We start from the raw sequence: 22,448 nt of genomic DNA on the forward strand, positions 1-22,448 counted from the left end.
TATATGAATCTAAATATTTACAGTAATACCGCCCTATTAATACCGGCTAAAGAAACTCATCAACTTATAACAATGATTGTACGATTAAGTTGAAATTAGTAGACCTAGATCATGTTTTTATTCCAAATATATCTCTACTATTAAGTCATCAAGAGACACTAAGTTTTTACACTGCGTTAACACTAATAAGAATGACATTAAGGAAAACTACTATGGTGAACAAAAACATCTTTTCCCCTTCTCGTGTTGCACTTGCTATTTCTGCATCCCTACTTTGCTTTTCTTCTGCAGCAATGGCGTCTGAATCAGATAAAGTAATGGAACTTGAAGAGAGACTTAATGCGCTAGAGATAGAGTTAATTGAAGCAAAGGATGCAGCTAAAGATACTGACCGCGTTAAATTTAGCAGTGGCGATCCATCACCGGAACTAGTCTCCAAAGATGGCCAATCAACAATGCAATTTACCGGTCGAATTCAACTCGATTATGTCAATGCTGATCCATTCTATACTGGCAGTAAGCTCGAATATGAAGATGGACTCAACGAAGTCAGTTTCCGCCGCGTACGCTTTGGTGTTGAAGGCTACTTCTCAAATGTATGGAAATACTCACTAGAGTTTGATTTTGATGGCGTTTCAGAAGTTGAAGTCAAAGATGCAAACGTCAATTATCGTGGTTTTGACAACAGCCAAATTAAACTTGGCTTCCAAAAGTTTGGTTTTGGTCTTGAGGCCACTGGCAGCTCTAAAAACTTAGCATTCCTTGAACGCGCAAGCACAGATACCTTCTCTCCTGAACGTGCAGTGGGCGCCTCTTGGTTACATTATGGCGATGGCTATAACTTTACTGTTGGCTATGGTGTGACTGCTGTCATTAACGATGATGACCTGAATGAAAAGCAAGACGTTTTCAACACTCGCTTTACTATGACGCCGATTAAAAATAGCGATCACTTACTGCATATAGGTGCAAGCGCGCTTTATACCCAAAATAATAGCAACATGGAAGAGACTCGCTATCGCGCCCGCCCTAATACTAAGGCCACAGGCAGAATCATCGATACCGGTAAGTTCAATACTAAGTCTACCCAACACTATGGGCTTGAAGCTGCTTATCAACATCGTAATTTCTTGATACAAGCCGAATACATGATGGCGAAAACAGATGATCTGTTTATCAAAGGTGACAATAAAGGCAGCGCGACGATCAACAGTGGTTATGCACAGGCCGTTTATACCTTGACGGGCGAAAGCTGGAGATACGGCACTAAAAAAGGCACCTTTAAAACAGTTAAGCCTGAAAATGCAATTTCAGCAGGTGGTTACGGTGCTTGGGAGTTAGCTGCACGTATTGATTATGCTGATTTCAACGATACTGACGCTGGAATATACGGTGGTGAAAAAACCGATTATGTCATTGGTATCAACTGGTATCTTGAGAATAACTTAAAAGCGCAATTTAACTATGTGCATACCAAAGCTGACTATGAACAGGGCTTTGAAAGCATCAATGATCCAGACGTAATGCTGTATGAACAAGATGGTAATATCTTCCAAGCTCGTCTGCAGTATGCATTTTAACTGAGGAGTTAATATGAGAAACAATCTATTACTCGTTGGACTGGTCAACTTATGCCTAAGCTCTGGTGCTTATGCTTTATCAGCAGATCAATTCAAATCTCTTGAATATCATGTCAATACAGGCGTAGGTAAAACACTTCCCTATGCATCTAACAAGATAACACCAGAGTTTAAACAGGCATTTAGTTTCATCAATTTTGACGAAGATATCTCAATTAAATTGGTCACTTATATCGACACCCCAAGCCGTGCCTTTAAAGAGAAATCTGTCAGTATTCGTGTTCGAGAGCATGTAACCAAACCAAGAAAAAGCAAGATTACGGTAAAGTTACGCGCAGCAAATCCTGAAGCATTTGGTGATGTCAGTAACTACAGAAAAGCTGAAATTGACTATACCAACGGCAAAGCTGCGTACAGTGTTAGCTACGATATCCCATACTCTCCTGCCGATATTAATGTCAAACAGGTTGATTATGAGGAAGTGTTCAAGGTGCTTAGAACCAACAGTACTGTTTGGGACATTGTCGGTGACATCTACCAGGATAATAAAAAAGAGTTGGCACAAACGGTCGTCATGCGGACCCATGGCTGGGAAGGCACCCTCGAAGATAGACGTTTCGATGACATTGAGATCGACTTCCAACTTTGGACGCCGTACTACCGTCAACCTAGAGTAACCTTTACCGAATTTTCATTTAAGGGCAGCTTAAAAGACGAAGAGCGTCTTGAACAAGCTTATGACTACTTATTTGAACAGGTTAATAAGGTCAACCTTGGTGCGGGCGACAACCAAGGCTCTAAAACCAATGCAACATTTGAAATGAGTAAAGCGTTCAAGTAATACCTTTCGACCCGATTGCAAACTTGGCGGTGCACCGCTCCCGTACGGCCTTGTTTGCAATCCACTCCCCGTGATCATCTAACTACAATAATAAGGAGATGCCAATGTTTGGCTTTTCTCGGCTCACTACGCTTCTTTCTCAGAGTGAAACAACAGAAACAAAGGTTTACCTTTTCTTTGAACAAGTGACATTGTCACATCACAAGTCAGTCCAAATGTGGAACAGTTACCTAACCTATGGCCCCACCAGCTCGGAGTTTGAGCAAGCTTTAACTGAACTGCAAGAGATTGAACATCAGGCTGATAACTTAAAGCGCGAGATTGAACAAACGCTTTACCGTAAAACCTTGATCCCCGATCTACGTTCAGATGTGGCGTCATTAATTGATCTCACCGACCGCCTGATCAATAAACAAGAAACCATTGGCTTGCATCTAAAAATAGAGCAGCCCCTCATCCCACAGTCGATTGCGGCAGAGCTACTGACTCTGTTAGATAAGGTCGGTGAGACTATCGACCATACGCTGTTATGTGCCAAAAGCTTTTTCACCGACCTTCAGCGCGTACAGGAATATCACACCAAAGTTATCGCCTTTGAAAGTGAAGCTGACCGATTATGTACCCGCACTAAAGTGCTGTTATTTGATACCGACCTTCCCTTAGTTAATAAAATCCAGTTGCGCTACTTTTGCGATCGTATCGATCAAGTCGCCAACCTCGCTGAAGATATCAGTGACCGCATTGCAATCTTCACTCTTAAACGTGTGCAATAACAGGAGATAGCATGGATATCGCAATCTGGATTTTTCTCTCTAGCGGTTTATTTCTTGGTTGGTCACTTGGGGCAAATGATGCCGCAAATGTATTTGGTACTGCTGTTGGCTCCAACATGGTTAAGTTCTCAACCGCCGCACTCATCTGCTCTGTGATGGTTATTTTAGGTGCTGTGATCAGTGGTGCTGGAGCTTCTCATACCATTGGTTCTTTGGGTAAAGTATCAGCCATTGGCGGTGCATTTACAGTGGCATTGTCGGCAGCAACAACCGTTTACTTTATGACAAAGTCGGGCTTACCAGTATCAACAGGGCAAGCCATTGTAGGCGCAATTATTGGATGGAATTTGTTTAGTGGCATGCCAACCGACTCTGCCGTGCTTACTAAAATCATGTCCACTTGGGTGTTATGCCCTATTCTTGCTGCCGTTACTGCCGTACTGCTATTTAAGGCCGTCACCGCCGCAATAACCAAGTTGCGCCCAGGGCTTTTTCAGTTAGATAAATGGACTCGTATTGGTCTTATTACTGCAGGGGCATTTGGCTCGTACAGCTTAGGGGCTAACAATATCGCCAATGTGATGGGAGTATTTGTGCTTAGTACTCCGATTAATCCAATGACCATACTTGGTGTTGAGTTTACTGCGGCTATGCAGTTATTTTTTATCGGTGCGCTAGCTATCAGTATCGGGGTATTCACCTACTCCAAGAAAGTGATGATGACCGTGGGTGATAACCTTATTTCAATGACCCCTGTCACCGCATGGGTGGTGGTGATGGCCCACTCTATTGTGCTATTTATTTTCTCTTCCCAAAGCCTATCTAACGCCTTTGTTGCTATAGGTTTACCACCTATTCCCCTCGTGCCAGTTTCAAGCTCTCAGGCGGTTATCGGCGCGGTTATCGGTATTGCGCTGCTTAAACGCTTGCCCCTGCAATGGGCAGTACTTTCAAAAATTATTGTTGGATGGATCATTACCCCGATTATGTCCGCGATCGCTTGCTTCATCGGATTATTTATTATCCAAAACCTGTTCAAGCAAGTTGTGATATAGCGCAGCTAAAAGACAATGGACCTATTATGAAATTACGTTATAGATTTAACGCATTACTGATCCCATTAGTAGCACTTGGGTTTATTGTCATTGCGTGGGTTACCATCACTAACAGCTTGAACATGATGCAACGCGCATCTGAAAATGCTATGCAAACGAATGCTGATTTGCTAAAGAGTAATATTGCCGGCTGGGTCAACAACAATCTAAATACCATCAATGCATTAGCAAAAAGTCCCTTTATAATGATGGCGATTGATGATGCGCAATACCGAGTAAGAACTTCGGCTCACCTTAATGCTATTGCCCAACAAGTCGGTGCACGAAACATTGCACTTTTAGACAATCAAAAAAAGGCGATAGCTGCCAGTAATAGCCAGCGTATCGGAAAAAAATACAACAGCATGGGCTACGTTTCACAAGCTCTGGCAAGTACTAAAGCAATTGTTTCAGAGCCAGTAACAAGTAGGGTCGATGGCAAATTATTAGTGACATTTGCTGTCAAAGTCACCAAGCAAAATGTGCTTTTTATGAGCATGCCGTTAGATAACTTTTATACGGATTACGTCAATACGCAAACACTCGACCAGCACAGTAATTCATTTGTTTTATCTAGCAACTGCCTATTAGTTGCGCATCAAAATTTACAACAACAGCAAAGTAACCAAGCTCACCTTGCCGATTTGTGCCAAGCTAAAAATCAGCTTATTAACTTTGAAGAGCAGCAACAAGATTATATGGGCTGGATTAGTTCAGAGCCTCTTAGTGGCTGGCTAATTGTCAGTGCGGTAAAAACGCAAGAACTCGAAGATAGTCAGCATCAGCTTATCTTTTTTAGCGCGGTGGTGGCTTTCATTGCAATACTCATTGTGGCACTACTGATTGTTAAGCTCGTCAACATCATAACCCATGGCTTAAGTACGGTATCTGCTGCAGTCAACGATCTCTCTAAGGGCGATATTGATCTTAGCCATTCAAATCAAACAGCATGGCAAGCTGTGTTACTTCGAAAAGATGAGTTAGGCCACATTGCCAAGTCGGTGTCACATTTAATAGAAGTGCAACGCCTACATATAAATGCGGCTGAAGTCATAGCTCATGGCGACCTCTCGTGCGCGGTAAAAGTAGCGAGTAAAAAGGATGCGTTAGGGCTTGCATTGAATAAAATGCGCACTAATCTCGCCACTTTAGTGAATGCGGTTAAAGATTGCAGTCTTGCCATCCGACACACTTCAGCTTCACTTCACAGTGATAGCGCTAAGCTCGCCAACGGCGCAGATAATCAATTATCGTCCTTATCAACTATGAGCGCAGCGCTGCAAGAGATAGAAAATCAAACCCAAGAAGGCGCGAACTCAACCGCCATGGTCGATAGCAAAAGCCAACAAACACTGGTTCAAGCCGACCAAGGCCACCAGCGGATGCAGTCTCTACTCGATTCGCTTGCAGGGATAAATCATTCTGGCAATGAGATAGCGAGTATTATGCATGAAATTACCAACATAGCCGCTCAAACTAACCTAATAGCGCTCAATGCAGCAATAGAAGCTGCCAGAGCAGGAGAACATGGTAAAGGCTTTTCTGTGGTTGCTGATGAAGTGAGAAACCTCGCTAACCGCACAGCTAAAGCTACATCAGAAAGCATCCGCTTGGTCGATGGCTCTTTAGATAAAATGTCACAGGGCAATGATATAGCGACCGCCACAGAAAATGACTTTGACCATATTGTTCAGCAAATGCAAGACTCAAACCTACAGCTAAGGTCTATTGCTCTAGGCAGTAAAGAGCAAGCCTTGGCAACGTCGGAACTGACTCAGAACTTGGCTCAAATCGAGGAGATAAGTCAAAATGTCGCGTCAATTTCAGCCACTGTCGCTTCGGAGTCGCGCCAGCTGGGGGAGCTAACCAAACAGCTCAGTAATGAATGCGACAACTTTATACTTTAATCAAGTTTGATATGGAGTTAACGCTAATGACGGCACCATCAAGCCGCGTTGGCAGCACCATCCAGCTCTGCTAGCCAGTCGATATAGTAATTTAACGTCGGTAGGCGCTTATTTGACTGCCCAAGTAGCTGCGCCAATGCATAGCTAAATTGATAGTAGAGATGCGGGTCGTTGTAGTGTTTATCAGCGTCGTTACAATTTATCTGTGCTCCGCGCAGGTAGTTAGCCACCAGCTCAGCTCTGTTAAAGCCTTCAACCACGCCCATAGACTCAATGGTCTGATAATTCCATTCTATATATTCAGAATAAACCTGCTCAAAGGCAGAGCGATTATCATCTGTTGCTTGCGCTAATAGTTCAGAGTTAGGCATCACTCGAGCGATGATGAAACGATCATGTAAAAGATCATCACGAATTGACCAACAATGATGCATAAGAAAGCATTTGAGGTGATCAGGATAAAGTTCGCTATCAATCGCTGCCCTTTCTAAACGATGCTTGATATGTGCAGTCGCCACTGCAACCACTAAATCCGCTTCGCTGGGGAAATGATTATAGATAGTTCCTTTTGAGATCTGGCTGGCTTCAACCAAATGAGACCGGCGCAAATCAAAACTTTTATGACCGCGTAAACATCGCTCCGCCACTTCAGTCAAATAGCTTTCTCGCTGCTGCCAATTACTCATGTCGACCTCTTCACAAATCTAACAATAAACTTAAATAAACTTCACATTCATACATTAGCAGACTAGGAGCAATGGGGTTATTGAGTAATACTGATAGCATCATGAACAAACTCAATAGCCCATGCTTAAAATTGAACTATTAGAAAGCTTTATTGCAGTAGTTGAATGTGGAAACCTCTCCAAAGCGGCGGACAAACTATGCCGAACACAGTCAACTATTAGCTTACAAATCAAAAAGCTAGAAGAGAGTGTTGGCCAACCTTTACTGTTAAGAGACAATAAAGGTGTCAGTTTAACTGAGTCAGGCAAGACGCTATTAAACTATGCGTACAAGATGATGCAACTTAGCTCTCAAGCACTTGATGAGTTAAAAGAATGTCAAAACCGTGAAGTCATACGACTCGGCGTACCGACAGATTACATCAACCGTTATCTTGGCAGCTGCTTACTTGAGTTTATTCGTGAATTTACCTGTATTGAGCTAGTGATTGATACCGATGTAAGTGGCAACCTCTATAAGCGCTTACATAATGGCGAGTTTGATGTGATTGTCGCAACTCATTGGCAAGCGCCAGCAGCAGGTCTTGGTGAATTGCTGTTTGAGCGTCGATTCCATTGGGTCGCGGCAAAAGGCGGCAGCGCCCATAAACGTGAAACGGTTCCCGTTGCACTCTACCCAGAAAACTGCCCTATTCGGGCACAAGTCTTTGCTAACCACCAAATATCGATGCGACCATTGAGCGTACTGCTATCGACACCCTCACCTGCCGCCATGTGCTTAGCGGTAGAAAATGACATAGTCATTTCACCCATCGCTGAGTTCCGTATTAACGACAACATGCAGATCCTCGATCCGGTCGAACATAACATTCCACCCTTACCGGTATTTAATGAGTCGTTATACCTAAACCCAGAAACTCAAACTGACGCAACTCACCAACTTATTAACCTAATTAAAGCCAACGTGACTGAATTAGGTGAAGCATCACCCCCTAAAGAAGCTGATTCAGATTACCAATAAAGTTATTTGAACATAAAAATGCCAACGATAACGTTGGCATTTTTGTTTTATACCGATTGGTATAACAGGCTTACCTAGAAGTAGTAAGCAAAGTTGATGTTGAAGCGATGATCCCAATCGTCATTAGCTTGGGTCAATCCAAGGCTGTTGCCACCGAGCCAAAGCACATTTTTTGCTGTGTAATAATCAACATAAACGAATACTGGTCCATAGCTTAATGAAACACCGGTGGTATTCAGTATCGAGTCATCGTATTCATCAAAATCTGGCTGAACCATGCTGAAATCATTGTAGATAGTATAACTCCCCCAAGAGGTCGCAATGTTCTTTGATAGGTTAGCGGTGTAAATATTACCTTTACTGGCTACTTCAAAGAAACTATCCAACATACCCATACCAATCTTATTTGGATCAATACGACCATCATCATATTGGTCATAGTCATAAGCTAGGTATTGTGCCTGAAAGCCCCAACCGTCATAGTTCATATCCAGATGCACAGCGTAATTGAGAGTATCACCATTTTCGCCAAATTCGGTATTGTACAGCTGACCATATTCAACCGATGCACCAATAACCGTGGTTAAGTCTCCACTATTTAAGGTAAAGCTCTGACGACCCGCGATGGTGTTAGTTTCTTCGTTATTGTAGTCAATATCACCAATGGTACCTTTGGCTACGGTACCGGCGAAATCTCGGTGATCACTACTACCGTATACCGCATTTTTAATGAATGCGAGTTCAGTTAATGAACTGCCTTTTTGATATTTAGCAGCAACACCAACACCGTAGTCATCTTCAAAGCCTAGATAGTAGTTTAAGCTATACCACCAGTTGTGAGATGCATAACCTTTATTGCCAAAAGGTTTATTGATAACACCACCACTCACGGTAAGATCTTCATTAACATCCCAGTAGGCATAGCCATATTTTAAAAAGTCATAGCCTTGGTAAAAACGATATTCAGCAGCAACACCAATATCGTTCCATTTATCAGCAAAAGTGATTGAAACCAAGTTAAAATCAAAGTCGCCAGCTTTATCTTTTGAAGATTCAGAATAATCGCTATAACTGTAGTTCGCTCTAACAGAACCACCAATTTTTAAATCGTCTGCAACTGCTGGGGTAACAAGCATTGGAAATAGCACACTTGCAACCGCTAAGCTTATAATTTTATTTTTCATCATTACCTCTAATCGAATCCTTGCCGTCACAATATATTTTTTGTATTTATGAGTATGTTTATAAGAACAGACTAATTAGTGCGACGGGCATATTTAGTTTTATTATTTAATTAAAACAATATTCCTTGGCGTTAGTGGCAGGGGGAGCTCCTGCCACTAATACCTAAAATATATTTACCACTTCAACTTAGTTAAGTCACACTGAATAACTTCACCTCGTTTAGCAGGTGTCCCTGGGTTTTCTGCTGATTCACAAAGTAGAGTCGTACCATAATCATTACGCTTGTCATGAGCATTGCTTCGAGCCCATACCGACACGATGGCACGCTCTTCAGGCTTGGCTTCGCAGCTGCCGTCGATGTCAAAAGCGTGAATGGTATTTTGATGGAAGTACATTAATGGATCTTGTTCTGCACTTGCTGATAACCACATCGTTTGCGAGTTATGTTGACCTTCATCGAACTGTACGCGACGCATCGTGTCGTCTTCTTTAACCGTCTTAACTAATGGCGAGTCTTCGCGCACAGCCATTGTCTTAAACTGATTAGTACAAGCAGGAACGCGCATGTTGTAATACATTTCAGAAATGGCATGGTTATGGAACGGGTACAAAGTATCAACAGATTGCACTGTCATACCCACTTCAGCACCGACCTTTTCACCATTGATTTCGTCAATACGCAACAAGCCCCAGTGACCAAAAATTTCCGCGTAGGCGTAACCGCCACGTATGTTATTAAAGTTCTTGTCATTACGCTTACTTTCTTCAGCGTACATAGGGAACCAACCCGCTGCTGCCCATAGGTTTGGCAATGCTTTAGCACTAATGTCATACGGGAATACTGCAGGCATTTTAACTTCGTCACCTGTCACCATTTTGTAGAAGTTTTTGGTGAATTGCTCACCATACTTTTTAACGTCTTTGTCGGTGACTTTCTTATCAAAAAACTCTTTAAATGTCGTACGCTTAAAATGCTGTGCAACGGGTGAGTTTTTAGTTAACTCTCCGCCTGGATTGTAGATCCAACTAACGTCTTCTCTGGCACCAAAACATTTTTTCGCTGCATCTTTGTTATTCAATACTTGATAGATATTCTTGACCATAAGCTTCATGTCACGTCTATCCATGACGCACATGCTCTGGCCACCTTCGGTAGAATCAATCAAGGCGGTGTCTGAATTTAAACAGCCACTCGATTGGTCATTGGTCAACGCAACTGCATAGGCTTCTAAATAACTTAATGTTTCATTCCATAAAGTATCAATGTACTTTTGATCTTTAGCTGAATAACTTGGTTGTTCCCCTAAACAAACAAATTCAGCGGACTTAACTTCTTTGGAATCTAGGAAGTCAGGAATATCTGCAGCAATAGCGCCATTAGATAATAACAGCGCTCCTAATAACATTTTAGTTTTCATACATCACACCTGTTTATTTATAATTATTAACATCAGGAATAATACATGTGGAATTGGTTCCAAAAATTGGTAACAAGCAAGTTTTAAATAAAAAACAAAAAATAAATAATAATACAAAAGAGTTAACAATATCACCAATAAATTATAAAGCACCAACTAAAAAATAGAGCCGTATAATTTAAAAATAAAAAAGGCCTCTAATAGAGGCCAAATAAAATTCTTTGCAGGGAATTTCAATTTAAATAAAAATGGCTATAACTAATAACTGTTATAGCCACCGCCTAATGATTTAGGACAATTGAGATGGAACTTAGCTCAAAGTAAAGCTAATTATTACTTCTTAAACTTATCAAACTTGAATGTATGACAGTTACTACAAAGTGGTTGCTTTGGAGTATGCTCACCATGACATTCTTGACAAGGTAACTCTTTACCGTAGTGAAGGTTATTATGTGGGTTTTGCCACTTATCTTCTTCACTGCGTGCAGTTTGCTCAGCTAAGTCATCAATATCATGGCATTGCAAACAAGCTTGATCGGATGGGAACTGTTTAATGCCATTGTCATGACAAGTTTTACAGTCTTTACCAATCACTTCTTTATGATGGTCACGTACTTCTACCGCTTGCGCAGATAAAGTTAATAGGCAACCAAAGGTTAGCGCTAGTACCGCTTTTAATTTAATCATCGCTCATTCCTCGTATTATCTGGCAAAATTAGGCTTTCATGACACTGCGAGCAGCTGTCATACCCATCACCATGCATTCAGGAATTGAGCAACTACCTAAGCGACTCACACCGTGAATACCACCACACACTTCACCCGCTGCGAACAGACCTGGAATTGACTGACCAGTAAAGCTATCTTTTACTGCTGCGTCAGTATTGATCTGTACACCACCTTGGCAGTAGTGAACTTTTGGCCACAAACGAACCACGGTAAATGGCGCTTCAATAAACTTGTCTTTGGCTTTGGTCATATTCTTGCCAAACTGCTTATCTTCACCTGATTTAACGTACTCATTGTATTCAGCGATCTGTGCTTTAAGTGGTTTAAGTGGCACATCAAAATGCTTAGCCAACTCTTCAACCGTATCGAACTTCCAACCTACGTTGTACTTAATCACTTTCTTAGTATTTGGATGCTTTTTAGAATCCTTGTAGCTAGTGATCAAAATCGGAGGAAGTGCTTCACCTTTCTTATCACGACATGCAAGTTCTGCATCTGCACGAGTCTTACGGTCAGCAATTTCATTCATAAAACGCTTGCCGGTTAGACGGTTAACAGCCATTGAATGAGGGAAATTGTAGATTGAGTAGTTAGAGACATAGCCAAAACCACCTTCATCTGGTGATGCCCATGGGCCAGACTGGATATGTGCTAAATGAACAGGGATAGCACCTAAGCGGAACATCTCGTACATACCTTCACCAGTAGCACCTGGAGCATTGGTACAACCCACTTCAGAAGTAAGTGTTGGATCTTGCGCCATACGTAGATCGACGTTTTGCGCAAAGCCACCAGTAGCCATGATCACACCACGCTTCGCACGGATATTGCTCACTTTACCTGGTTGGTCTTCACCAAAGTGGTAGTTTTCGCGCATTTTAACGCCAACGATTTCACCTTGCTTACCCACTAAGAAACCTTCAAATTTAGCGCGGTTATGAGTATGTACCCCAAGCTTACGACATTCATGCAGTAACGGTTGAGTGATACCAGCACCACAGCTCACTGTAGTTTGATAAGTACGCGCTACTGAGTGGCCACCTAACTGTTGTAGATATGGGTGGAACTCTGCACCCGCATCCATAGTCATTTGTAGTGCTTCAACGGCATGTTCTGCAACATGGCGAAGCAATGCTTCATCGGCGATACCGCGGCCAGATTTAAGCTGATCATTAACCATACGGTCAACAGAATCTTTTACGCCTTCTTTCTTTTGCATCGGTGTGCCAGGCGCAGCGAATAAACCGCCGTTAATGGCTGAGTTACCACCGAAGTAAGACATCTTTTCAAAAATATGAACGTCTTTTGCACCTTTACGTGTAGCTTCAATTGCTGCCGCAAGTCCCGCAAAACCCGAACCAATAATTAGAACTTCAACTTCTTTGTCCCACTTTACGCCATCCGCTTTTTCAGAAATGGCCATTGCTGGTGCTGCCATTGCGACACCAGCTGCTGCTCCCATTCCTTTAATGAAATTACGGCGTCCCAGCAGATTGTTATTACTCATCTGTCATCACCTTTTAGTTTTAATCGACAGGGACATAATAGGACTGGAATCAGTTCCAAAACGGGAGTTTTGTTACGGAATATTTTAAAACAATGCAGTAACATTTCAGAAGTAAAAGCTAGATCTAATGTTTAAGTTTTTTACTACTTTAGGAGTATTTTGGAACCTATTCCAAACAATGCGCTATCACAACAAATTGACTCTAGACACCACAACCATGCTAATTTAGCGATTATACTTGTCCGCTAAAACATTGAGCAGAAGATAGAATATAGATTTTAACATATTTGCCGTACAACCAAACGTAAAATGTTAATAAACCGTAAACAGCATACCAGCAACAACCTGTCGTTAAACGAGGTTTCATATCGCATTTTCGAAAGCGTTGCTTCGTGCCATGATATGATTTACAAAAAGAGCTAAAACTCGTTCATCACAATAATGCCAGACTAGGGATCCAAGAAAACATGGAATTAGAAGAGATCTATCGCCAAGATCTAAGCTTGCTAATAGCCCTACAAATTTTAGTCGAAGAACGTAGCGTGACCCAAGCGGCTAAAAGGCTGCACCTTAGTCAATCAGCCACCAGCCGCATTCTGGCTAGATTGCGCGATATGCTCAATGACCCGCTATTTTCTCGAGTAGGACAACAACTGGTACCAACACAATTTGCGCTCGACTGTTACCAACAGCTACAACTGCCAACAGGACAACTGATTAACCTACTCACTCCAAAAGCCTTTGTTCCAGCTGAGTGTGAGCAGCAATTCTCTGTCGCTGTCACTGATTACGCTATGCAAGCGTTAGTACCGTTTATTCTCCCCAATATCTACCAGCAAGCTCCCAATATAAGACTGGAGATTTTACCGGTGCAACACACTGAGTTACAGGCACAACTCAGCGTAAAAGGAGCTGACATGGCAATTTGTCGTGCTATAGGGCAAACCGGAAATTTACAGCATACATTTTTAGGTAAGGTGGGCGTTAGTTGCCTGCTTTCACCCAATCACCCACTGGCCAATAGCGACATAAGTTTAGAAGATTACTTGAGCTACCCTCACGCAACAATTGCGATAAGTGATGGGGTCAAAGCATTATTAGATGAAGCAATTAGCCATTATCCAGCTCGCAACGAGCTACTTAGAACACCGCATATCGATACAGCACTCGCGCTACAATCGATCCATCCTATTATTATTACCCTGCCAGAAGGCATGGCCGAAATAGTCGCTCAGCGTCATAGGCTTAAAGTAAAACCGCTGCCCTTTAAATTACCCAGCTTAGATTACAATCTTTTTTGGCATTCTCGCTGCGAGCAAGACAAAGCGCAGAAGTGGTTACGTGAGCAAATAAGCGCAGCCACACAAAAATTGTTAGCCCAAAGCCCACAGAATTTATAGTGAAGATAAATCCGCTGGAATGAAGCCACAAAAAAGCCCAGCGATAAGCTGGGCTATTGTTTATATCGTTAACTTAAAGTTTAACGAGTACCCGACCTGTAACTTGACCTTTAATAATACGCAGTGCAAATTCAGGAACTTGCTCAAGAGAAATAGCCTCACAAGCTTGTTCAAAATAGCTATCAGGCAGCAGTCTAAGCACGTCTTGCCAAGCTGTTTGACGCTTATCGAATGGGCATGATACTGAGTCAACGCCTAAAAGGTTTACCCCACGTAGGATGAATGGCATTACCGTAGTCGGTAAAGCAAAACCGCCAGCTAAGCCACAAATAGCCGCTGCACCACCATACTGCATCTGCGCTAATGCGGTTGCTAATACCTTATTACCGACAGTATCAACCACACCCGCCCAGCGTTGCTTTTCCAATGGCCTAGCATCGACTTCAAGCTCACTGCGATCTATAACCTCACTTGCTCCGAGTTTGGTCAAAAGCGCGCCATTTTGCTCAACACGGCCAGAGCTTGCGACCACACGATAACCTAACTGCGCTAGCAAGGTTACCGCAACACTGCCTACACCACCACTGGCACCCGTCACAAGTATATCGCCATCAGTTGGCTTAATCCCTGCTTGCTGTAATGCCTGAACACATAACATGGCAGTCAAACCTGCTGTGCCAATTTGCATCGCTTTAGCGGCGTCGCAATTTTCAGGCATTGGCACTAACCAATCAGCCTTTACTCGTGCTTTTTCTGCTAGGCCACCCCAGTGGTTTTCACCAACGCCCCAGCCAGTTAAAATAACTTTATCACCCGTCTTATAACGCTCATCGCTTGATTCGAGTACCGTTCCGGCAAAGTCGATACCTGGCACCATAGGGAAATTACGGATAATTTTTCCTACACCAGTAACGGCCAAGCCATCTTTATAATTCAAAGAAGAACATGCAACTTCAACTAATACATCGCCTTCAGGCAGTTCAGCCTCAGATATTTGACAAACGTTAGCGTGAGTAAGCTTTTCTTCTTGGGTCAATACAAGTGCGTTAAACATGACGAGTTCCTATTTAAACTAATACAGAGAGCATAGGCTATAAACAGCTATGACTGAAGTGCATATTTTGCATAGAAACAATGCGCAAAATGCATGTATTGCTATGGGTTTAACTATCGAGCATTAATATAGCCAATTTCCCTAGCAACAAACTACTCGACTTTATTCCTATACCTTGACGGTTACTTTGAGACTACACTGAGTTGTCGCATAAAAAACGTACAAGGAATGACACTATGATTTACAGCAAACCAGGAACAGCAGGTGCTGTTGTTAACTTCAAGTCGCAATACCAAAATTTTATTGGTGGTGAATGGGTTAAGCCCGTAAACGGCCGCTACTTTGATAACCCTTCCCCTGTTGATGGCCAAGTGTTTTGCCAGATCCCTCGCTCCGATGCCAGTGATATTGAACTTGCACTTGATGCCGCCCACCATGCTAAAGATGGCTGGGGCAAAACCTCCGTTACAGAACGATCCAATATATTATTACGGATCGCAGATCGTATTGAGCAGAACATAGAAACACTCGCTATCGCTGAAACATGGGATAACGGTAAAGCTGTGCGAGAAACTTTAGCGGCCGATCTGCCTTTAGTCGTAGATCATTTTCGCTATTTCGCTGGCTGTATTCGTGCTCAAGAGGGAAGTGCAGCCGATATTGACGCTAATACCGTCAGCTACCATTTTCCCGAACCTCTGGGAGTTGTAGGACAGATCATTCCATGGAACTTCCCTATCTTGATGGCCGCCTGGAAAGTTGCTCCTGCACTCGCTGCCGGTAATTGCATCGTTTTGAAACCTGCCGAGCAAACCCCAGCGTCTATTCTAGTGATGCTTGAACTCATTGGAGACCTGCTACCTAAAGGTGTTCTCAATGTCGTTAATGGCTTTGGTAATGAAGCCGGTCAAGCATTGGCAACAAGCACTCGAATCGCCAAACTGGCATTTACCGGCTCTACAGAAATTGGTCACCATATTTTAAAGTGTGCCGCAGAATCTTTAATCCCCTCCACCGTTGAGCTTGGTGGTAAGTCGCCCAATGTCTATTTTGCAGATGTAATGCAACATGAAGATGAATATCTTGATAAAGCGATTGAAGGCATGTTACTGGCTTTCTTTAACCAAGGAGAAGTGTGTACCTGCCCATCACGAGTATTAATCCAAGAATCCATTTACGACGATTTCATTGCCAAAGTAATAGCGCGTAGTAAAACCATAAAACAGAGCGACCCGCTCGATACAGATACTCAGGTAGGCGCTCAAGCCTCTCAAGAACAGTTTGATAAGATCCTGAGTTATCTACAAATAGGCAAGAACGAAGGCGCAGAGGTGCTCATTGGCGGTGATTCTTGCCAACTTGAAGGTGAACATGGCCAAGGCTTTTATATTCGTCCAACTATCTTAAAAGGCACCAACGACATGCGGGTCTTTCAAGAGGAGATATTTGGTCCTGTCATCTCTGTAACCACTTTTAAAGATGAAGCCGAAGCGCTAGCGATTGCGAATGACACCGAATATGGGTTGGGCGCTGGGGTATGGACTCGAGACATGAATACCGCCCAGCGAATGGGTCGTGGTATCCAAGCTGGCCGGGTGTGGATCAACTGCTATCATGCCTACCCTGCTCACGCTGCTTTTGGCGGTTATAAAAAGTCAGGCATTGGCCGTGAGACCCATAAAATGATGCTCGACCATTATCAGAACACCAAGAATTTACTCGTCAGTTACGATGCTAATCCACTTGGTTTCTTTTAAAACACGGCAATAATGGTAAAAATATTGCCCGCTCAGCTACAAAGCCAAATATAGTCGCGATTAATTGCACTATATTTGGCTTTTACTTTCTCATAAGCTGCGATCTCCGCTACCGATTTTCCATTTGGGAAAAACTATCTTGCTGGCTTTTCACTATAGGCATTTAGAGGCTTACTTTAAAATATTATCCATAAAATATTAGTGGATATAACGCCATGACCTTACAAACACGTCTAGCTCAAATTACTCGCGACGCAACACTTTCTCCTAAGCAAAAATCTAATTTTCTAGCGCTCGAAGCAGATGCTAGTTTGCCCTATGTTGCGGTGTCACCAGCGGTTGAGCAAGCCATGCAAGCAGGGGTTATTGGCGATATGTTTGAAGGTAATGCACCTTTCAAGCCAAGATACGTGCTGCCAGATTATGCTAAGTACTTAAAGCAAGGGTCTAAATACTTAGAGCTAAATGCAGCGCAAGACCTAGATGAAGCGCTAAATGCACTCACTATTCTTTATCATCATGTGCCTTCCGTTACCAATATCCCTGTGTATCTAGGTCAGTTAGATGAAGTGCTAATGCCTTTTTGCCAAGGCTTAGATAGTAATACCATTTACCGAAAATTGAAGCTGTTTTGGATCATGCTCGATAGAACCCTACCAGATGCTTTCATGCACGTTAATATTGGCCCAACTGACAATATCGTTTGTCGTACGATTTTAAGGATAGATGCGGAGCTTAAACAGATAGCCCCAAATCTAACGTTTATGTATGACCCAAGCATTACACCTGATGAGTTACTGCACGTTGCGACAACCAATATCTGTGAATGCAGTAAACCCCATATTGCCAACTATCCAGTCCATGCAAAAAGCTATGATGATAAAGGCTTTGGTATCGTTAGTTGCTACAACTCCCTACCACTAGCAGGTGGAGCGAACACCTTAGTACGCCTTAACTTAAAAGAGGTTGCATTAAAAGCTGCTGACATCAACGATTTCTTTGAAAATATACTGCCACACTATTGTCAGCTGACCTACGAATTGATCAATGCGCGCTGTAAGTTTCTCCATCAAGAGTCTAACTTCTTCAGCAGTTTTTTAGTCAAAGAGGGTCTGATTGAGGAGACACGTTTTGCCCCTATGTTTGGTATTTATGGCATGGCAGAAGCGGTTAATATTCTGCGTGGGCATCCAGAGCTGACTGAATCAAACTCAGAAAAACCAAGCCCATATTATGGACACCACCGCGCAGCCAATGAATTAGGGCATCAAATATCAAAAACACTCGATAGCATAGTGAAAGCAACTGCTGTGGATCACGGCTATAACGGTAGAGCACTGCTGCATTCACAAGGCGGAATCAGTCTAGATAAAGATGTCACCCCAGGTGTGCGGATCCCCTATGGCACGGAGCCAAACCCCATCGCCCATATTCAAGCTTTAGCGGCTCATCACCAATATTACACCTCAGGGATAAGTGATATTCTCACTATAGATGAAACCGTTAAATCAAATCCACTAGCCATGTTCCAGCTTTGTAAAGGTGCACTGCAACAAGGCTTTAGAGAGTTTACAGTCAATGTCGCCTCCAACGATCTGGTTCGGGTGACAGGCTATATGATTAAGCTTTCTGATATCGAAAAATTTAAACAGAGTGGCTCCAGGACTAACACTACCGGCTTAGGTGCAGAAGCTGCAGCAAATACCAAAATATTGTTACGTCAGCCTCGAGTGATAGCGCATGAATTGACGCCAAGCTATACGGATTAAACTTTGACTAATATAGCGGTGGTTAACCAAATAATCCCCTTTTCTTGCGTTGATGGGCCTGGTAGTCGGTTCGTTGTCTTTATGCAGGGCTGTAATTATCGCTGTAAAAGCTGCCACAACCCGCACACAATAGATTTATGTGATAGTTGTGGAGATTGCCTCCCAAGCTGTCCAACGCAAGCGCTAAGCCTAATAACAAGCAACAATAAACCGCAAGTTATCTGGAATGAGGCATTGTGCACTCAGTGCGATCTTTGCCTTACGGTGTGCCCTAAGCAATCAACCCCCAAAACTCAACGTTATAGTGTAGAGCAGTTACTGACACTTATCCGTCAACAGGTACACTTTCTTAATGGCATTACCATAAGCGGTGGGGAAGCGACCCTTCAGTTACCTTTTATCATCGCATTGTTCAATGCTATAAAAGCGGATAAAGATTTAGCACATTTAAGCTGTATGTTAGATAGCAATGGCAGCCTAAGTACTGGCGGTTGGCAACAATTGCTGCCCATTATAGATGGCGCGATGATCGACTTAAAATCTTGGCAGCAAGATACCCATCGCTATATTACCGGCAGAGGCAATCATCGAGTGATCAACGCTATAGCGTTATTAGCCTCTGAGGGGAAATTGTATGAAGTACGTTTACTACATATTCCTGGAATTAGCGATTTCGACACTGAATTAACCGCGGTAGCAAGTCACCTAAAAAAACTGCCAGTAAATGTTCGGGTCAAACTCAATGCATTCCAGCACCATGGCGTTACCGGAACAGCCCTAAGTTGGTCAACTAGCAGCGAAACACAGACTAAACAGCTAGCAGCACAGCTTTCGCAGCGTGGAGTGAGAAACATCGTACTGCCAAGCAGTTATCTATAATTCTTATCCAGGTTCTCTCTAGAGCGCTTTATCATTAAACAATTCAGCAGTAACCTTTTTTAGTCGTTCGTAGAACCAGCGATGAGCAGGATCATTCATACTTTGTTTGTGCCACACCAAGCTATATGCGACCTCACCATAGTCAAAAGGTAACTCCTTAATAACTAACCCCTTAGCTTGCAGTGCATTTTCCGCCCAATGACGTGAACAAGTAAATAACAGCTCACTGTGATGACACATCAACGCCGCACTACCAAAATCCGCAACTGATAATGGAGTAGCGCGGTTCCGAGCTTGCTGTTCGAGTTTCAACTCAAAAAAAGGCCGATTAAGATCGTTATCACTGATCCCAATATGGCTAAAATTTAGGTAATCATCGATTGAAATCGCTCTCTTTTCCGCTAGGGGATGGCGAGCGTTCATCAGACATACCATTTCATCACCAATCAGTGTCTCCCAAACTAGCTCAGGTTGCGAAATGGGCGGTTGACTCCTATCGTGGGGTAATAGAATAAAATCTAAACTTCCCTTAACGATCCCCTCGAAGCCAATACTGTCTTTAGCATGAATATCGAGTTTAATATGCGGGGCTTGTTGCAGCACATCTGCCACTAGTTTGGCTGCAACCAACTCAAACGTACTTTCACGCATAGCTAATGAAAAACGCCCCTCATATTCGGCTGCAGAAAACGCCTCCTGCGTTATTAGCAGATTCATATCATGAATGATTTGATGGACATTCGGGCCTAAACGCCGTGCTAAAGGCGTTGCCACCAACTTATTGCCGTGACGATAGAAAAGTTCATCATCTAAGCTCTGCCGTAGTTGGCTCAATGTCTTACTGACAGAAGAAGGACTTAAACATAACCGCTTAGCACTTGCTGTTACACTTAGCGTATCAAGCATCACATGCAAGGTGATTAAATGCTTCATACTGATCCGTGAGAGTTTAGCGATATCCATCATAGTGCCTATTAGTGGAGGGAGCTCTAATATAGTGCAATATAGACCTAATTGAGTTTTGTGCATATCGAGCTAACTCAGATATACGAGCAAACTCACGTCACGACGCTATTTTCAGCACCCCATTGTTTGCCGTATAATGTTTTACTCTTTGAATAATGATCAAATAAAAGCGCTTAGTGTCTCGTATCAATCAAGTGAGTAGATGTTCAATTTATTTACTAACCAATACTTACGGTTGGAGTAGATCTCAGCTCTTAAATTTAGGCAGGCCCGCATGTTTCATATAGCACTTTACGAACCGGAAATAGCACCAAATACCGGTAATATAATAAGACTCATCGCTAATAACGGCTGCCAACTGCACCTCATTGAGCCTTTAGGTTTTGACTTGGAAGATAAAAAGTTACGTCGTGCTGGTTTAGACTACGCTGACTTGGCAAAGGTTACTCACCATAAAGATTTCGAATCGTTTCTCGAAGCAATGCAAGGCAAACGAATTATGGCTTGTACTACTAAAGGCAGTCGCCCGCATTCAGAATTAACCTTTCAACAAGATGATGTGTTGCTTTTTGGACCAGAGAGTCGTGGCTTGCCTGCAGAGATAATAGATGCCATACCCACTGAGCAACGACTTAGAATTCCGATGATGTCTACGAGTCGCAGTCTAAATCTTTCTAATGCTGTTGCGATTATCAGCTACGAAGCTTGGCGACAGCTGGATTACTCTGGAGTTTAAGCCTTTCGATACTGGTTATACTTCGGCGAGCTACTTAAGCTAATCACCGCGACATTAAGGCCGTCTCTTGGCGGCTTTATCTTTTGTAAACGCAATAACCCACCCTTAGTACTTTTCCACCAAGTCACTCATCTCCCACAATACAATTAACCATGTATACTGCAGGACTGCTTTCGCCACGACCACAATATAACTAGCGCCCCTATAATGCTAATACCAGCTCCATTAAAGAGTTGTTCATTCAGCGGGAGTTAAAATCAATTTAGACAAGTAAGTCGCTTATCGCTAATCGTTATTCTCGGCTCTGGCATCCTGCTTCGATCTCGATAATTGCTCCTGCATTACTCTACCTTCGACCATCCTTGGTTTCGTACCTCCTAAATCTGACTGCCAAGGAGCGCCGGATTGCCTTATTTTGTATGGTAAAAAATAGACGATTTAGTCGTATATCGAAGGTCACATGCGCTCTATAAAGTGATTCCCCATACCTTAAATATCAGCCGCACGTTGTGAGCTCCTCAGGACTTTCACTGCTACGTTGCATTGTCTCAAAAGGGAATAACCATTTCTTCTACAATGCGCCTTGAATTGAAAGCTATGAGAAAGCTCTGGACTAAGTATATCCTTAATGGAATTGGTATAACCCTTAAACTATCGATGTAGATAACAGACAAACAATAGTTATAAGTAACCAGACTAAAGCTACGCCGAGGCCGCTCTAGCAGCATATCCACAAACACAGCATGACCACTCCAAAGCTAAGCACTTTGACACTTGAGAAGAGATATAAACCACACAACTATCATGCAGCTTGTTCAATAAAACGTATTAAACGCAAAAGGCCCGTTACTTAGGCAAAGGGCATTCATCTCTTATATTTCGAAAGTGACTGATAAACAACTAATTATTACTAGGGCATATCTGCCACACAGGTATTTAATGCATCGCTAAGGTCTACAGCCAGTAGATTAACTGACTCAAATCGCAGATGTAAAAAAGCCCGTTGCGTTAGCAACGGGCTTTCTTGTATTAGCCGCCTGGAAATGACCTACTCTCTATTACCCCCGCAGGGGATAAATGGGGGCGAAGAAGGCCAGTTTTGAATGCAGCGCATTCATAGGCTTAATAGCGCGAGTAACTTGTTAC

At 42.8% G+C, this 22,448-nt stretch carries 18 protein-coding genes; 11 read left to right on the forward strand and 7 right to left on the reverse strand.

Annotated elements, in window-relative coordinates; genetic code table 11:
- The first annotated feature begins 212 nt into the window (after positions 1–212).
- The 5 genes from AB4135_RS01515 (at position 213) to AB4135_RS01535 (ending at position 6,195) form a co-directional block, all read left to right on the forward strand.
- Positions 213–1,580, forward strand: a complete 1,368-nt coding sequence (locus tag AB4135_RS01515) for an OprO/OprP family phosphate-selective porin (RefSeq protein ID WP_371989708.1) — start codon at positions 213–215, stop codon at positions 1,578–1,580.
- 13 nt (positions 1,581–1,593) lie between these two features.
- Complete coding sequence (locus AB4135_RS01520; RefSeq protein ID WP_371989710.1) at positions 1,594–2,421, forward strand: hypothetical protein; 828 nt, start codon at positions 1,594–1,596, stop codon at positions 2,419–2,421.
- 104 nt (positions 2,422–2,525) lie between these two features.
- On the forward strand, positions 2,526–3,194 hold the full coding sequence (locus tag AB4135_RS01525) for a DUF47 domain-containing protein (protein WP_371989711.1): 669 nt from the start codon (positions 2,526–2,528) through the stop codon (positions 3,192–3,194).
- Positions 3,195–3,205: 11 nt separating this feature from the next.
- Complete coding sequence (locus tag AB4135_RS01530; RefSeq protein ID WP_371989713.1) at positions 3,206–4,249, forward strand: inorganic phosphate transporter; 1,044 nt, start codon at positions 3,206–3,208, stop codon at positions 4,247–4,249.
- Between the two features lie 26 nt (positions 4,250–4,275).
- Positions 4,276–6,195 (forward strand): methyl-accepting chemotaxis protein, encoded by a 1,920-nt coding sequence (locus AB4135_RS01535; RefSeq protein ID WP_371989715.1) that lies wholly within the window; start codon positions 4,276–4,278, stop codon positions 6,193–6,195.
- Between the two features lie 38 nt (positions 6,196–6,233).
- Here the strand turns inward: AB4135_RS01535 and AB4135_RS01540 are convergent, their stop codons facing one another.
- Entirely contained in the window at positions 6,234–6,881 is a 648-nt protein-coding gene (locus tag AB4135_RS01540; protein WP_371989717.1) for a TetR/AcrR family transcriptional regulator, read from the reverse strand.
- Between the two features lie 121 nt (positions 6,882–7,002).
- On the opposite strand from AB4135_RS01540, the gene AB4135_RS01545 reads away from it, so the two are divergent.
- Positions 7,003–7,902, forward strand: coding sequence for a LysR family transcriptional regulator (locus AB4135_RS01545; protein WP_371989719.1), 900 nt, complete (start codon positions 7,003–7,005; stop codon positions 7,900–7,902).
- Positions 7,903–7,976: 74 nt separating this feature from the next.
- Here the strand turns inward: AB4135_RS01545 and AB4135_RS01550 are convergent, their stop codons facing one another.
- From AB4135_RS01550 to AB4135_RS01565, 4 genes are all read right to left on the reverse strand, one after another.
- A complete protein-coding gene (locus AB4135_RS01550; protein WP_371989721.1) occupies positions 7,977–9,086 on the reverse strand; it encodes a hypothetical protein in 1,110 nt (369 codons plus the stop codon).
- 174 nt (positions 9,087–9,260) lie between these two features.
- Positions 9,261–10,505, reverse strand: coding sequence for a hypothetical protein (locus tag AB4135_RS01555; protein WP_371989723.1), 1,245 nt, complete (start codon positions 10,503–10,505; stop codon positions 9,261–9,263).
- Positions 10,506–10,838: 333 nt separating this feature from the next.
- Entirely contained in the window at positions 10,839–11,192 is a 354-nt protein-coding gene (locus AB4135_RS01560) for a cytochrome c3 family protein (protein ID WP_371989724.1), read from the reverse strand.
- A 28-nt stretch (positions 11,193–11,220) separates the two neighbouring features.
- A complete protein-coding gene (locus AB4135_RS01565) occupies positions 11,221–12,741 on the reverse strand; it encodes a flavocytochrome c (protein WP_371989726.1) in 1,521 nt (506 codons plus the stop codon).
- A 467-nt stretch (positions 12,742–13,208) separates the two neighbouring features.
- Between AB4135_RS01565 and AB4135_RS01570 the strand changes: the two genes are divergently transcribed.
- The gene (locus AB4135_RS01570) at positions 13,209–14,141 is read left to right on the forward strand and encodes a LysR family transcriptional regulator (RefSeq protein WP_371989728.1); all 933 of its coding nucleotides are present in this window, start codon (positions 13,209–13,211) and stop codon (positions 14,139–14,141) included.
- Between the two features lie 73 nt (positions 14,142–14,214).
- Here AB4135_RS01570 and AB4135_RS01575 read toward each other — a convergent pair whose 3' ends face one another.
- On the reverse strand, positions 14,215–15,195 hold the full coding sequence (locus AB4135_RS01575; RefSeq protein WP_371989730.1) for an MDR family oxidoreductase: 981 nt from the start codon (positions 15,193–15,195) through the stop codon (positions 14,215–14,217).
- Between the two features lie 236 nt (positions 15,196–15,431).
- Here AB4135_RS01575 and AB4135_RS01580 point away from each other — a divergent pair, with 236 nt between their 5' ends.
- The 3 genes from AB4135_RS01580 (at position 15,432) to AB4135_RS01590 (ending at position 19,600) form a co-directional block, all read left to right on the forward strand.
- Positions 15,432–16,952 carry an aldehyde dehydrogenase family protein gene (locus AB4135_RS01580; protein WP_371989731.1) on the forward strand — a complete coding sequence of 507 codons (1,521 nt, stop codon included), beginning with the start codon at positions 15,432–15,434 and terminating at the stop codon, positions 16,950–16,952.
- Positions 16,953–17,167: 215 nt separating this feature from the next.
- Positions 17,168–18,721 (forward strand): YjjI family glycine radical enzyme, encoded by a 1,554-nt coding sequence (locus AB4135_RS01585; protein WP_371989733.1) that lies wholly within the window; start codon positions 17,168–17,170, stop codon positions 18,719–18,721.
- An 18-nt stretch (positions 18,722–18,739) separates the two neighbouring features.
- Entirely contained in the window at positions 18,740–19,600 is an 861-nt protein-coding gene (locus AB4135_RS01590) for a YjjW family glycine radical enzyme activase (RefSeq protein WP_371989744.1), read from the forward strand.
- Positions 19,601–19,618: 18 nt separating this feature from the next.
- On the opposite strand, the gene AB4135_RS01595 is transcribed toward AB4135_RS01590, so the two are convergent.
- On the reverse strand, positions 19,619–20,563 hold the full coding sequence (locus tag AB4135_RS01595; protein ID WP_371989735.1) for a LysR family transcriptional regulator: 945 nt from the start codon (positions 20,561–20,563) through the stop codon (positions 19,619–19,621).
- Positions 20,564–20,840: 277 nt separating this feature from the next.
- On the opposite strand from AB4135_RS01595, the gene trmL reads away from it, so the two are divergent.
- Positions 20,841–21,302 (forward strand): tRNA (uridine(34)/cytosine(34)/5-carboxymethylaminomethyluridine(34)-2'-O)-methyltransferase TrmL, encoded by a 462-nt coding sequence (trmL, locus tag AB4135_RS01600; protein WP_371989737.1) that lies wholly within the window; start codon positions 20,841–20,843, stop codon positions 21,300–21,302.
- Positions 21,303–22,448: the final 1,146 nt, after the last annotated feature.

This window comes from Shewanella sp. 10N.286.54.B9 (genome assembly GCF_041468565.1).
In the GTDB taxonomy this organism is placed as follows: Bacteria; Pseudomonadota; Gammaproteobacteria; order Enterobacterales; family Shewanellaceae; genus Shewanella.